Source organism: Streptomyces sp. NPDC054866 (assembly GCF_053610745.1).
In genome coordinates, this window is the sequence record NZ_JBSGZA010000002.1 from 1,441,049 (window position 1) to 1,455,715 (window position 14,667).

A 14,667-nucleotide genomic window follows, 5' to 3' on the forward strand; every position below is an offset into this window, starting at 1 on the left:
TGGTCCAATGCACCACATTGGGTTCACGCCATGACCCCGGCCCCGCCGCCCGCGGTACGGCGGCTCGTCGCCACCGCACGGACCACCCGCTTCCGCGCGGAACGCGCGGCGGCGGGCCGGGTCGGCGGCGGTGCGCGGGGCCTCCTGGCACCCGTGCACCTGTCGATCCGGGACAGCAGGACGCTCAACGTCGCCGTCGCCGCCCTCCCCGACGAGCGGGCCGAGGGCGCCCAGCTGGTCGTCTCGCGCGGCCACCGCAGGTTCCGCGTCCCGCTCGCCTTCGAACAGCACGCCCACGGCGGCCTGCTGCTCGCCGGGACCGCCACCCTGCGCGGCCTGGCCGAGGGCGTCTGGCGGCTCACGGTCGTCACCGCCGACGTCCGCGGACGCGTCCGGCGGCGCGGCATCGGCGTCGACGGGGACGCCGAACTGCCACCCACGCCCACCCTCCTGCACGCCCCCGACCCCCGCACCGGCACGCTCATCCGCGTCGTCCGGTGCCGCAGCGGGCGCGCGGTGCTTCAGGTGACACGCTCCCGGCCGCGCGCCGAGCTCGTGCGGTTCGTGCCCGGCGGTGACGGCATCGTCGTACACGGACGGCTCGTCATGGCGGGCGCGTCGCGGCGGTGGCGGGCGAAGGCCGTGCGGCGGCGGGACGGGGTCACCGTGCCCGTCGGGGCGGTGTGGGAGGGCGCCGAGTTCAGCTTCCGGCTGCCCCTCGGGGAGATGGCCGGGGCGAGTCCCGGCCAGTGGGTGTGGGACTTCCACGTGGAGGGGGAGACCTCCGGTGCCTCGCTCCCCCTCGGGCGGTGGCTCTCCGACGTACGCGACCCCTCGGCCGCCTGTCCGACGCCCTTCCGCGTCTTCGCACTGCCGGGCGGCGCCCTGGTCCGCGCGCACGCCCACTTCACCAAGTCCGGCGCCTTCGCCCTGACGTGCTGGGACATCTCGAAGGAGACCTCATGAAGATCACGTACCTCCTCGGCTGGGGCGACGAGATGGGCGGCACCGAGCTGGCCACGTACACCCAGGCGCAGCACCTCGCCGACCGGCACGACGTCGAGGTCATCTCCGTCTTCCGGACCCGCCCCGAGCCGTTCTTCCCCGAGGCCCGCAGCCTCCCCGTCCGCTATCTCGTCGACCGCACGGCGTCCCCCGAACGCCCGGTGCGCGGCTCGCGCCTGGACGAGGCCGCCTGCCGCACCCTCGCCGCTCTCCCCAGCGAACTGATCAAGCCCTCCTGGGAGTCCGCCTTCGACCGCCTCTCCGACATCGAGATGGCCGCAGCCCTGACCACCCTGGACACCGACGTCCTGGTCACCACGACGCCCGCCCTGATGGCCGCCGCCGTCGGGCTGGTCCCGGCCAGGGTCGTCACCGTGCACCAGGAGCACCGCCCCACCCAGCGCCGCGGCCCCTCCGGTGAACCCCTGCTCCTGCACGCGCCGCGCCTCGACGCCCTGGTCACGCTCACCGACCGCACCCGCGACTGGATCGCGGAGTCCCTGGGCGCCACCGCCCCCGAGCTCGCGGTCATCCCGAACGCCGTGCCGGACGGATTCCGGCCGCGCGCCGACGGCGAGAGCAAGGTCATCGTCATGGCCGCGCGGCTCACCGGCGAGAAGCGCGTCGACCACGCCGTGCGGGCCTTCGCCGAAGTCGCCGACGCCTACCCGGACTGGACCCTGCGCGTCTTCGGCGGCGGACACCGCGAGCAGCACCTGCGCCGCCTGATCGACGGCTTCGGGCTCCAGGACCGCGTCGAACTCCTCGGCCCCTGCCAGGACATGGCCGCCGAGTGGGCCAAGGCGGGGCTCACCCTGATGACGGCCGGGCACAACGAGGCGTTCCCGCTCGTGCTGCTCGAAGCGCTCGCCGCGGGCGTGCCCGTCGTCGCGTACGACGTCCTGACCGGGCCCGCCGAGATCGTCAGGCACCGCGTCGACGGGCTGCTCGTGCCGCCCGGCGAGGTGCACGAACTGGCCGCCGCGATGAGCGAGTTGATGGGCGACCCGGAAACCCGGCGGTCCTACGCCCGCGCCGCCCGCGAAGGCGTCTACGCCCGCTTCTCCTCCACCGACGTCACGGCGCGCTGGCAGGAGCTGTACTCCCGGCTCGTGGCGCGGCGCGACGCCCCCGAGCGGCTCGACGACCGCGCGGACCGGGTGGCGCTCGGCGTCGCGTCCGGCGGGAGCGGCTTCCGGCCGACCACGCCGTACACCCTGGACGCCGCGCCCAGCGGCGAGGAGCGCGCCCGCGAGGACGAGATCGCCGCCGCCGACACCAGCGGCCTGCTCATCCGCTCGGTGGGCCGGCTGGCCGAGCGCCGGGACGACGTACTCGCCCCCGACATGGCCGACTGGAACCTCCAACTCGCGGCCACAGCCCTGGAGTCGGAGGACATCCCCTACGTACTCGTCCGCACGTCCGGCACCGCGCACACCCTCGCCGTGGCCGACGACGAACGCGACGGCGCGCTCAAGGCACTCGCCGAGTCCCTGCACGGCCAGCCCGTCTACGCCGAGCTGGTCCACCCCCGCGACGCCGCCCCCGGAGTCGTCCTCGCGGAGCGGCTCGACGGCATCGGGGAGGTCGCGGGCGTCAAGCTCTTCAAGCCGGTGACCACCACGACCCTCTCCCTGCGGCACGGCGTCCAGCAGGCCTGCACGGTGGCGTTCTGGCCGCGGCTCGCGGAGGACGGGAGCGACGCCCGGCGCGCGCCCTTCGGCACCACGCTGGCCGGGGCGGAACTTCCCTCGCTGACGCCCACGGCTACCCTCCGCGTCGGCGACCGCACGTACCCCACGCTCGACGTGTTCTCCCAAGTCCTCATCGGCGACGTCGACTTCCCCATCGACGCGGTCTACACCTGGGTCGACGACTCCGACCCCGAGTGGCGCGCACGCCGAGCGGCGACGCTCGGCCACCCCGAGGACGATGCGTCGCCGGACCACGGCGCCGTCCGCTTCCGCAACCGTGACGAGCTGCGCTACTCGCTGCGCTCGCTTGCGATGTACGCGCCCTGGATCCGGCACATCTACCTCGTCACGGCGGGCCAGACGCCGTCCTGGCTGAACGAGGACCACCCGGGCATCACGGTGATCGACCACCGCGACCTCTTCGCCGACCCGGACACCGCGCTGCCCACCTTCAACTCCCACTCCATCGAGAGCCAACTGCACCGCATCGAGGGCCTGTCGGAGCACTTCCTCTACCTGAACGACGACATGTTCCTGGGCCGCCCCACCACCCCGGAGACGTTCTTCCTCAGCTCGGGCACAGCCCGCTTCTTCTGGTCGACGGCGTCCGTGCCTGCGCTGCCCGTGTCACCGGAGGACGAGGGGTATCTGGCGGCGGCCAAGAACAACAGGGCGTTGCTGCAAAGGGAGTTCGGCCGCACAACCACCCACAGCTTCTTCCACGCGCCCTACGCCCTGCACCGCAGCGTCCTGGCGGAGCTCACCGAACGCTTCCCGGAGGAACTCGAAGCGACCGCACGCAGCCGCTTCCGCTCGAACAGCGACCTCGCCCTGGTGTCGTCCCTGCACCACCACTACGCGTACCTCACGGGGCGCGCCGTGCCGGGTTCCCTCGCGTACGACTTCGTGGACATCGGAAGCCGCGCCGACCACGCGCGTCTGGGCCAGCTGCTCCAGGGCCGCAACAAGACGGCCTTCTGCATCGGCGAGTCCCCGGACAGCGAACTGACCGAGGAGGAAATGGCGCTGGCCATCCGCTCATTCCTGACGGCGTACTTCCCTGTGCGGTCGCCTTACGAGCGGGGCTGACCTTCCAGGAACAACCGCCGCACCACCCGCTCGGCGGCGGCCCCGTCGTCGTAGGGACAAAACCGCGCCCGGAACGCCTTCCGCAGCGCCGCCGCCTCAGCCGTGTCCCACTCCCCGCTCAGGAAGAGCCCGGCGAGCTCCTCCTCGGTGGTGGCCACGGCCCCCGGTGTCTCCCCCGCACGCCCCGACAGCAGGTCGAAGTACGTTCCCCGCGCCAGGCTGTACGCCTGCCAGTCGGGGGCGTACGTCACGATCGGGCGGTCCAGGCAGGCGTAGTCGAACATCAGTGACGAGTAGTCCGTGACCAAGGCGTCGGCGGCCAGGCAGAGGTCCTCCACGCGCGGGTGTCCCGTGACGTCGATGAGCTGGGGGTGGGCCCGCAGGCCCGCGTCGGCGCCGTAGAAGTAGTGGGCCCGCACCAGGACCACGTACTCCTCGCCCAGTGAGCGCACGAAGCGCTCCAGGTCGATGCCCGGCAGGAAGCCCTTCTGGTAGTCGCGGTGGGTGGGGGCGTAGAGGAGGACCGTCCGGCCGTCCGCCACCCCCAACTCCTCGCGGATGCGGACGGTTTCGCCATCCCCCGCCGTGAAGTAGACGTCGTTGCGCGGGTAGCCCGCCTCCAGGGCCTGGTAGGCCGTCGAGGGGTAGACCCGCTCCCAGACCTCCGTGGAGTGCGGGTTCGCGGAGAGGCTGAAGTCCCACTGGTCGGTGTGGTCGAGGATCTTCTGGAAGCTGATGCCGTGCGTGCCGGCCGGGTAGCGGCGCTGGTCAAGGCCCATCTTCTTGAGCGGCGTCCCGTGGTGGGTCTGGAGGTAGACCTGGCCGGGGCGCTTGGTGAACCCGCCGGGGAAGCTGGAGTTGTTGATCAGGTACGTCGCTCTCGCCATCGTCTGCCAGTAGCTGCGCGAGCCCTCGATGACGTACTCGACGCCTGCGGGAACCTTGTGCTTGTTGCGGCTTGAGACCACCCACACGCCCCTGATGTGCGGGGCCAGTTCGCGGGCCTTGGCGTGGATGGCGGCCGGGTTGCAGGAGATCCCGCGGTTCCAGTACGCGCCGTACACCGCGAGGTGGGGGTCGAGGGGGCGGCGCAGGTCCGCGCGGTAGGTGAGGCGCATGACGCGGGCGCGCAGTTTCTTCTTCCGGTCCTTGAGCTTGCGGGTGACGCTGCTCCTGCGGGTCCGGCTCTTGCGGTGCGCTTCGTAGGCGGCGTACGAGGCGGTGGCGAGGGCCCGCTCCCCCGGCGTCGGCGCCGGGCCCGCCGGGCCGTACGTCCGGTAGAGGCGGGCCGCCCCGCGGAAGAAGTCCCTGCGGTCGCCCGGCGCGATGCGCCCCGCGTCGTCGAGTACGGCGAGCAGATGCGCGGCCGCGTGCGGGACGAGCCGGGCGCGGTCGGCGGGGTCGGCCGCGGCCAGCAGCTCCTCGTACCGGCCGATGACCGCGAAGTGCGCCCGGCCCGGCGTCTTGGCGAAGCTGCCGCCGCGCCGCTCGCGCCAGCGGACGCAGGCCTTGTCGAGGACGACGGTGCGTGTGCCCTCGGCCATGGTCGCGCGGCGCACCGGCACCACGTCCTCGTACGGCCCGTCGCTGAACGCGAGGCGGCGCTCCTGCCAGAAGTCGCGCCGGAAGACGCGGTTCCAGGCGGCGACGGTGATGGCGAGCGGGTCTCCCGCCAGGTCGTCGCCGCCCGCGCGCACGTTCTCCCACCAGTCGACGCGGTCATGGGCGAAGAGCAGGACGTCCGGGTCCTCCGCGGCGTCGAGTGCTTCCGCGATCGCCTCCAGGGCGCCCGGCAGGAGCAGGTCGTCGCCGTCGAGGAAGAGGAGGTAGGTGCCGGTGGCGTGGTCCGCGCCGATGTTGCGGGCAGGGCCCGGACCCGCGTGCGCGGGGATGCGTACGAGTTGCACGCGCGGGTCGCGCTCCGCACACTCCGCGGCGATCGCGGCGGAGGCGTCGGGCGACGCGTCGTCCACGACGATCAGCTCCAGATCGCCGGGGTTCTGGTCGAGCACGGAGTCCAGGCATTCCCTCAGGTAGCCCTGGACGCGATGGGCGGGGACGACAACCGAGAAGCGCGACATGGACACCGACCGTAGTCAGCCGGACACGGCCTGTCGAAGACCCCGCATCACTCATTGGGATGAAGGGGGGCAAAGAAATTGACCGGAACGGGCAAAAGGGATGAATACGCCCGTACTCCCATGATTGCTCCCCCTGCTCCCCCGTGAAAGGCCGGTCGCGTGCAGCCCCGTCTCAGCGTCGTCGTGCCCATCTACAACGTCGAAGAGTTTCTGGAGGAGTGCCTGGAGTCGATCGCCGGGCAGACCATGGCCGACCTGGAGGCCGTGCTCGTCGACGACGGCTCGACGGACGGCAGCCCGCGGATCGCACGTGAGTTCGCGGCGAAGGACCCGCGGTTCGTCTATGTGCGCCAGCCGAACGCGGGCCTCAGCGCCGCCCGCAACACCGGGGTGCGGCACGCGACCCCGACAGCCGAATACCTGACCTTCGTCGACAGCGACGACGTCGTGCCGCACGACGCGTACGCCCGGATGACCGAGAGTCTGGACTCGACCGGGTCCGATTTCGCGAGCGGCAACGTCTGGCGCCTGAACGAGCGCGGCCGCCAGCAGGCCTGGCAGTACAAGTGGCTCACCGAACCGCGCTCGCGCACGCACATCAGCCGTGACCTGGACCTTCTCTCCGACCGCGTCGCCTGGAACAAGGTCTTCCGGCGGGCTTTCTGGGACCGGCACGGCTTCACCTTCCCCGAGGGGAAGCTGTACGAGGACACGCCCGTCATGATCCCCGCGCACTTCCTCGCGGGCTCCGTGGACGTGCTCAGCGACCACGTCTACTACTGGCGGGTGCGCGAGGGTTCGATCACCCGGCGGCGCACGGACGTCAAGGGCGTGCGCGACCGGATCGCGGCGTGCGCGCACGTCAGCGCGTTCCTCGCCGAGCACGCGCCCGAGATGCGGGGGACGTACGACACCTCCTGCCTGCGCGACGACTTCGTGTACTTCCTGGAGGGCCTGCCGATGGGCGGGCCCGAGTACCGCGCCGCGTTCATGAAGGGCGCCGCCGCGTTCCTGCGCCGCGCGGATCCCGGGGTCGTCGCCGGGCTTCCGGTGTCCCTGCGCGTGAAATGGCATCTCGTACGCGAAGGGCGCACCGCCGACCTGATCGACCTGCTCACCTTCGAGCAGCAGAACAACAAGAACGCCTTCCAGGTGCGCGGCGTGGTGCGGCGCAGCGCCGCGTACCCGCGGAGCTCGGGCGGTCACATCCGGGTGCCGCAGGAGCTCGCCCGGCTCGGCCGCGGCGAGCTCCCGGTCATCGCCCGTGTGCGGGAGGCCAGTTGGAGCGCGGACGGGCTGCTGCGGATCAGCGGGTACGCGTACGTGCGCAATCTGGAGGCGACGCGCCCCGGGCACTCCGTCAAGGCCGCGATCCTCAAGTCCGCCCACAGCAGGGCCCAGTTGCGGCGAGTACCCACCCGGACGGTCGCCGCCCCGCAGGCCACCGAGAACTCCCGGCAGCAGCTGCACTGTTACGACCTCTCCGGGTTCGAGCTGACCGTCGACCCCGAGCAGCTGAAGACCGGCAAGCGGTGGCGGCCGGGCAACTGGCTGCTCGGCGTGGTCGTCGCGGGCCACGGTTCGGTGCGCCGGGCCGCGGTCCGCCCCCTGGACGGGTCGGCGGCCCAGTCCGTCGTACGCGAACTGGGCGACGGGCTCCGCCTGGTGCTCGGCTTCAGCAAGGGCCGCCTGGTGCTGAAGATCCAGGAGTACGTGGCGCGGGTCGACGCCCATCACCGGGACGGCGACGACATGGTGCTCAGCGGCCATCTGCCGAGCCACCTGCGCCCGACGGCCCTGCGCCTGACGCACAAGCACTCCTCGGCGGAGTTCGACTACCCCGTGGCGCTGCCGGGCGACGACCGCTTCGACGTGCGTGTGCGCCTCGCGGACCTGGAGGACATCGCGCCGACCCCGCATCTGGCGCCCAAGGAGGTCGAGCCCCCGCACGGCGACCGCTGGCAGGCCAACCTGGTCCTGCCCGACGGCAAGCTCAAGTCCCTGGCGGCGGCACTGGACCTGCCGCCCGGGCGCTACGCCTCACGCGCGGGCGGCCGCGAGCTGTGCGCCTCGGCGAACGACCAGGGCCAGCTGGTCGTCGAGCTGACCCGGCAGCCGATCGCCGACCGGGTGGCGTGGAGCGTGGACGGCACGCTGACGGTCGAGGGCACGGTCTCCGACACCGGCTGGGACACGGCGGAGCTGGTGCTCCGGCACAGCGGCAGGGACGAGGAAGTGACCGTTCCGGTGGAACGTTCCGCCGGGCGCTTCCGGGCGGTGGTGGCCCCCGGGGGCGGGGCGCTGCGGGAGGGGCGCTGGTACGCGTTCCTGCGGGGGGCGGGGGGCGAAACCGCCGCACACGGCGCTTCGCAGGACGGCATGCCCGTGCGGCTGCTCGCCTCCGTCTCCGCCGGCTTTCCGCTCCACCAGACCGTGGACGGGCGTGAGTTCACCGTCGACCGGCGGTTCGGGGACCGGCTGCTGCTCGAAGCCGGGTCCGTGCTCGCGCGCGGTGAGCGGGGGGCCTACCGGCAGCACCGGCTGCGTACGGCGCACTATCCGCGGCAGCGCACGCAGCAACTGCGGGACGCGGTGCTCTACTTCGACGGTGACTCCCCGCGCGCGGTCCACGAGGAGCTGGTGCGACGCGGCGTGGACGTCGAGCACCTGTGGGTGACGCAGGACCAGCAGACGCGGGTGCCCGCCGGGGCGCGGGGCGTGGAGGAGCACAGCGCGGCCTGGTACGAGGCGCTCGCCCGCTGCCGGCGCATCGTCACCGCGGGCCACCTGCCCGACTTCTTCGAGAAGCGGGACGGCCAGACCGTCGTACAGACATGGAACGGGGCGCCCCTCAAGCGCATCGGCACCGATCTCACCGACACGCTCTACGCCGACCACGGCCACCTCGACGTCCTGCCGAAGCTGTCGCGCCAGTGGGACGTGCTCGTGTCGCCGAACCGTTTCTCGACCCCCCATCTGGGGCGCGCGCTCGCCTACGAGGGCGAGGTCATGGAAGCGGGCTCGCCCCGCAACGACGTCTTCTTCTCCGACGACCGCGACAAGGTCGCCGAACGCGTCCGCCACGAGCTGGGCATCGCCCCGGACAAGCGAGTCGTCCTGTACGCGCCGACCTTCCGGGACCACCTCGCCTACTCCCCCGGCCGCTTCCGCTACGAACCCGCGCTCGACTTCGCCGCGGCACAGGATGTGCTCGGCGACGACCACGTCCTGCTCGTCCGCAAGCACCCGCTGACGGCGGGCCGCCTGCCGGGCGCCCGCGCACCCTTCGTACGCGATGTGTCGTCCCACCCCCGCACCGCCGAACTCCTCCTGATCTCGGACGTGTTGGTGACGGACTACTCCTCCCTGATGTTCGACTTCGCGCACACCGGGCGTCCGATGCTCTTCCACGCCTACGACCTGGAGCACTACCGCGACACGGTCCGCGGCTTCTACCTCGACTTCGAGACCAGCGCGCCGGGACCGCTGCTCGCCTCCACCGGCGAGGTCGTCGAGGCGCTGCGCGACCTGGACTCGCTCACGGCCCGGCACGCCGAGGCGTACGCGGCGTTCCGCGAGGCCTACTGCGATCTGGACGACGGGCGGGCGTCGGCCCGTGTCGCGGAGAGGCTCATGCGATGACCACGGCCACGCTCGGGACCCACCGGGAGACCCACGGCGCGACCGCACTGAACCGGCGCAAGAGATGGCGGCCGAGCCCGTACGTCGTGTTCGGCGGTCTCTTCTGGATCGTCATGTCGCTCGCCTTCTGGCGGGTGCCGATGTGCTGCGACTTCGGGCAGCACGCCGCGGTCGTCGAACGACTCAAGTCCGATCTGCTGCACCCGCGCCACCCGATGGCGGACCTGCCGGGCGCGGGCAGCCCGTACTACTCGCCGTACGCGGTGGCGCAGGGCCTCTTCGCGCGCGTGACCGGGCTCGCGGGCTGGGAGGTCGTGAAGCTGGCGGGGCCGCTGAATCTGCTTGTGCTGCTGACGGGCCTCGGCCGGTTCGTGAAGGTCCTGACGCCACGTCAATGGGCGCCTGTTCTGGCCCTGTTGGCGATGGTGGTGCTCTGGGGCACCCGGATGGCGTGGTGGAGCGGCTACCTCGGCCTGATGTCGATGACGGGCAACCTCGCCTACCCGTCGACGTTCGCGATCGGCCTGGCATTCTGGGCGTGGAGCTGGGCGGGCTCGCTCGCGAAGTCACCGCGGGGCGTCCTCGCGTACGTGGGGCTCGGCGCGCTCTGCGGGGTGATCCTGCTCGTCCACCCGATCTCGTCCGTGGCGGCGGTGATCGGCGTCGTGGCGTTCGCGGCATCGGCCCGGCGGCCCTTCGGGGCGCTGTGGAAGTGGGCGGCGACCGCCGTGACGGCGGCGGTGATCGCGGCGAGCTGGCCCTACTTCTCCGTCTTCTCCCTCGTCGGTGACGAGAGCGTCGACTGGATCCACCGGCAGCTCTACACCGAGATGCCGCAGCGCTTCTGGCTCGCGCTGATCGGCCTGCCCGCGCTGGCGCTGCGCTTCCGCAGGAACCGGCGCGACCCGCTGGTCCTGATGTTCGCCCTGGACTGCGCGGTCGTGGCGTACGGCTGGCTCAGCGGCCACTACACCTACGGCCGCATCCTGGGCCTGACCCTGGTCCCCCTTCAGTTCGCCCTCGCGATCGAGCTGGCCGCGCCACGGCCCTGGCGGCGGTGGCGCATGGCCCTGGGAGGAGTCGCGGCCACCGGAGCGGCCATCGGCTTCTTCACCCTCCAGGCGGGCGCGGTCGTGCCGCGCGCCCTGGACCCGGTGGGCTTCGACCAGCCGCCGCGCTGGCCGGGCTACGGCTGGGCGGTGCGCCACTTCGACCGGGGCGACGTCGTCCTGACCAACGGCTACTACCCCACCCGCTCCATCCCCGCGTACGGCGCCAACCTCGTCGCCCCGGCCTGGCCGGACGCCTCGCTCGCCGAGGACACGCGCAACCACCGCCTCCAGAAGGTGCGCGACTACCTCTCGGAGGATTCGACCCGCGCGGAACGCACACGGATCGTCCGCCGCTACGACGTGCGCTGGCTGCTGCTCTCGCCCGACCAGAAGGTTCCGGACGAGGCCGTGGTGGTGGCGTGGGGGCCGCGTACGGGCGAGGTGCTTGCGCGGGTGAGTGGCGGGCACACGAACGGGAGCGACGGGAAGACCGAGGCGGACGACGGAGGAGCGAAACAGAACGAGGGCAACACGAACCAGCCGAACACCCCCTAATCGGATAATTACTAGCAACCTCTAAAATTTCCCCCGTGGATCCCTCTCTGTCTCTCTCGCCCCCGTCGCCCCAGGTCTGCGTCGTCGTGATCGGCTACAACGACTCCGCGCACGTCACGGACGCGGTGCGCTCGGCCCTCGCCCAGGGCCCCGCCGTCCGCGAGGTGATCGCCGTCGACGACTGCTCGACGGACGGCAGCGGCGAGCTGCTCGCGGCGCTCGCCCAGGAGGACCCGCGCGTCAAACCCATCCGCCGCTCCGTCAACAGCGGCGGCTGCGGCACTCCCCGCAACGACGGCATCGAGGCCACGACGTCCGCGTACGTGATGTTCCTCGACAGCGACGACGTCCTGCCGCCTGGCGCGGTGGACGCCCTCCTCAAGGCCGCCGCGCGGCACGACGCCGAGGTGGTCACCGGACTCTGCGTACGCCGCGAACTGCCTTCCGGACGCGAGAGCACCTGGCAGCCCATGCTCTACACGAAGCCCCGTCTCATCGCCCGTCCCGAGCTGCGCACCCGCCTGGTCCACGACACCCTGTGCGTCAACAAGCTCTACCGCACCGACTTCCTCCGCAAGCACACCCTCCGCTTCCCCGAGGGCCGCTTCACGTACGAGGACTTCGTCTTCACGGCCCGCGTCCTCGCGGCAGGACCGCGCATCGCGCTGATCACGGACCCCGTCTACGTGTGGAACGTGCGCCGCACGGCGGCCAAGCTCTCGATCTCCCTTGACCGCTCGGGCATCGCCAACTGGCGGGCCCGTCTGGAGGCCCACCGCCAGTCGGTCGAGATCCTCCAGGAGGCGCGGAGCGCTTCGGGGGACGCGGGCAAACGGCTCGCGCGGGCCGCCCGCGCCAAGTTCGTCGACCACAGCCTGCGGATGTACGCGCGCGAGCTGACCACGCGGAGCCCGGAGTACCGCCGGGAGTGGTGGACGGCCACGCGCGCGTACCTCGCGACCTTCGACACGGCCGACCTGGACGCGGCGCCCGCGCCTGGCCGGATCATCGCCCGCGTGATCCTCGCCTCCCCCGAGCCGCGCGACCTGACCCGCCTCCAGGAGGTGGCGGCCCGCCCCGCGCGCCTGTCGCCGCCCTACGCGCGCTCGCCCGGCGGCACCACTCCCACCTGGTCCCAGGACCTCCCCCAGGTGACCCTGGAACACCTCCTCGTACGCCCCATCCGCCTCCTCCCGCTGGCGGTGGACGCGGAGCTGCGGCCGCGCGCGGGCGGCAGCCGCCTCACGCTGCGGCTGCACGAGCTGTACGGGCGGGTGGCGGACGCGGGCCCGACGACGGTGGACGTGGAGCTCGTGCCGAGGAGCGGCGACGGCCCGGTGCTGCGCCGCACCGCGGCGTTCAGCCCTTCGGACCCCGAGACCTGGCTGACCGAGGTGGTCCTCGACCTGGGCTCGCTCGGCGGCGGCGTACGGGACCTGCGGCTGCGCCTCCACTTCGGCGACGGGACGGCGCGCGAGACGACGGCGCGGGCGGTGGCGGGCCCGGGGCTGCTGCGGCGCACGGCGCTGCCGTCACGCCGGGGAATCCTGCTGGTCCAGCCGTACAGGACGCAGGCGGGGAACCTGGCGGTGCGGCTCGCGCCGGGGTTGCGGGGGATGCTGGGGGTGGCGCGGAGGCGGCTCGCGCGGTGGGTGAGCGGGGCCGGTCGCTGACGCTGCCCGTACACAGACCTCTGCGACACTGCACACCCACCGACTCGCACTCACTGCACACCCACCGGCTCGAACTCACAGAAGGCTGACTGACGACGATGACCTGGCTGATCACCGGCGGTGCCGGCTACATCGGGGCACACGTGGTCCGCGCCATGACGGAGGCGGGCGAGCGGGCCGTGGTCTACGACGACCTGTCCACGGGCATCGCCGATCGCGTGCCGGAGGGCGTACCGCTGGTGACGGGTTCGACTCTCGACGCGGATCTGCTGTCCCGCACGCTGCGGGAGCACGCCGTCACGGGTGTCGTGCACCTGGCGGCGAAGAAGCAGGTGGGCGAGTCGGTGGAGCAGCCGCTGCGGTACTACCACGAGAACGTGGAGGGACTGCGGGTCCTGCTGTCGGCGGTGACCGAAGCAGGGGTCGCGTCCTTCGTCCTCTCCTCCTCCGCGGCCGTGTACGGCATGCCTGACGTGGACCTGGTGACGGAGGAGACCCCCTGCCTCCCGATGAGTCCGTACGGCGAGACGAAGCTGGCGGGCGAGTGGCTGGTCCGCGCTACGGGCCGGGCGCACGGCCTGTCAACGGCGTCGCTGCGCTACTTCAACGTGGCGGGCGCGGCGAGCCCCGAGCTGGCCGACACGGGCGTCTACAACCTGGTCCCGATGGTCTTCGAGAAGCTCACGGACGGCGAGGCACCGCGCGTCTTCGGCGCGGACTACGCCACGCCGGACGGCACGTGCGTACGCGACTACATCCACGTGGCGGACCTGGCGGAGGCCCACGTGGCGACGGCCCGCAAGCTGGCCACCGCACCGGCCGGCACCGACCTGACGCTCAACATCGGCCGGGGCGAGGGGGTTTCGGTCCTGGAGATGGCCACCCTGATCAACGAGGTCACGGGCCACGACCTGCCGCCCACCGTGGCCCCCCGCCGCCCCGGCGACCCGGCGAGGGTGGTGGCATCGGCGTCCCGCATCGCCACGGAACTCGGCTGGTCGGCCAAGCGGGACGTACGCGAGATGGTGACGTCGGCGTGGGCGGGGTGGGTCCGCCTGCACCCGGAGGCCGAGCGGCGCTAGACAGGGCGGCCCAGGGCTGGGCCCAGGCCTCGGGCGCGCCGCCCGCCCTCACAACGCCCGCAGCGCCGCCGCCGTAGCCGAGGCGAGGCTGGCCAGGTACCCCTTGGGGAGGTCGGCCCGCACCACCACGGACCGCCAGTAGAGCGGCCCCGACACCAGGTCGAGCGCGAGGTCCTCGTCGACCCCGTCCCGCACCTCCCCCCGCGCCACGGCCGCCCGCACGATGCCGTTCGCCACCCCGTGCTGCCCCTCCCGCAGCGCCTTCTGCATGGCCTCCGCGATCTCCGGGTTGCGTGCCGCCTCCGCCTGGAGGTCGGGGATGACCTGCGAGGCCACGGGATGCCGCAGGGCGCGCGACGTCACCTCGTACAGCATCCGCAGATCGCCCTCCAGGGAGCCGCTGTCCGGCATCGGCAGGCCCTGGACCGCTATCGCCGACACCAGGTCGAGCACGAGATGCAGCTTGGATCGCCAGCGCCGGTAGACGGCGGTCTTGCCGACGCCCGCGCGGCGCGCGATGCCCTCGATCGACATGCGCGCGTACCCGACCGCCGCCAGCTCCTCGAAGACGGCGGACCTGATGGCCTCGGTCACATCCTCGCGGAGCACCGCTGCCCCCGCGGGCGCCCTGCGGCGGGGCTGCTCACGCGGCTGTTCATCTCCTGGCCTGCTCGTCGTCATGCGGACAGCATAGAACGTGACGACGATACGGTTGCGTTCCGACGTCACATCGCCCTACTCTCGACGTTGCGACGATACGGGTCCGTCCCGACGTAACGAGTAAGGAGCAGCGG

8 protein-coding genes are annotated in these 14,667 nt (G+C 72.3%); 6 read left to right on the forward strand and 2 right to left on the reverse strand.

From position 1 onward, the window contains the following. Nucleotides 1-30: 30 nt before the first annotated feature. Both ACWGI2_RS15165 and ACWGI2_RS15170 read left to right on the forward strand, forming a co-directional pair. Nucleotides 31-966 carry a hypothetical protein gene (locus tag ACWGI2_RS15165; protein WP_453695657.1) on the forward strand — a complete coding sequence of 312 codons (936 nt, stop codon included), beginning with the start codon at nt 31-33 and terminating at the stop codon, nt 964-966. Beyond that, nucleotides 963-3,788, forward strand: coding sequence for a stealth conserved region 3 domain-containing protein (locus ACWGI2_RS15170; RefSeq protein ID WP_453695659.1), 2,826 nt, complete (start codon nt 963-965; stop codon nt 3,786-3,788). Before ACWGI2_RS15165 ends, ACWGI2_RS15170 begins: the two co-directional genes overlap by 4 nt. On the opposite strand, the gene ACWGI2_RS15175 is transcribed toward ACWGI2_RS15170, so the two are convergent. Beyond that, nucleotides 3,773-5,869 (reverse strand): bifunctional glycosyltransferase/CDP-glycerol:glycerophosphate glycerophosphotransferase, encoded by a 2,097-nt coding sequence (locus ACWGI2_RS15175; protein ID WP_453695661.1) that lies wholly within the window; start codon nt 5,867-5,869, stop codon nt 3,773-3,775. The two genes, ACWGI2_RS15170 and ACWGI2_RS15175, sit on opposite strands and share 16 nt — an antisense overlap. 159 nt (nt 5,870-6,028) lie before the next feature. On the opposite strand from ACWGI2_RS15175, the gene ACWGI2_RS15180 reads away from it, so the two are divergent. The 4 genes from ACWGI2_RS15180 to galE all read left to right on the forward strand — a co-directional run bounded on the left by ACWGI2_RS15180 (nt 6,029) and on the right by galE (nt 13,873). Next, nucleotides 6,029-9,511, forward strand: a complete 3,483-nt coding sequence (locus tag ACWGI2_RS15180; protein WP_453695663.1) for a CDP-glycerol glycerophosphotransferase family protein — start codon at nt 6,029-6,031, stop codon at nt 9,509-9,511. Next, entirely contained in the window at nt 9,508-11,118 is a 1,611-nt protein-coding gene (locus ACWGI2_RS15185) for a hypothetical protein (RefSeq protein ID WP_453695664.1), read from the forward strand. Before ACWGI2_RS15180 ends, ACWGI2_RS15185 begins: the two co-directional genes overlap by 4 nt. A gap of 35 nt (nt 11,119-11,153) precedes the next feature. Further along, complete coding sequence (locus tag ACWGI2_RS15190; protein WP_453695666.1) at nt 11,154-12,791, forward strand: glycosyltransferase family 2 protein; 1,638 nt, start codon at nt 11,154-11,156, stop codon at nt 12,789-12,791. A 98-nt stretch (nt 12,792-12,889) separates the two neighbouring features. Further along, entirely contained in the window at nt 12,890-13,873 is a 984-nt protein-coding gene (gene galE / locus ACWGI2_RS15195; protein WP_453695668.1) for a UDP-glucose 4-epimerase GalE, read from the forward strand. A 48-nt stretch (nt 13,874-13,921) separates the two neighbouring features. Here the strand turns inward: galE and ACWGI2_RS15200 are convergent, their stop codons facing one another. Then, nucleotides 13,922-14,554: a TetR/AcrR family transcriptional regulator gene (locus tag ACWGI2_RS15200; RefSeq protein ID WP_453395846.1), complete on the reverse strand. Its 633-nt coding sequence runs from the start codon at nt 14,552-14,554 to the stop codon at nt 13,922-13,924. Nucleotides 14,555-14,667 lie beyond the last annotated feature (113 nt).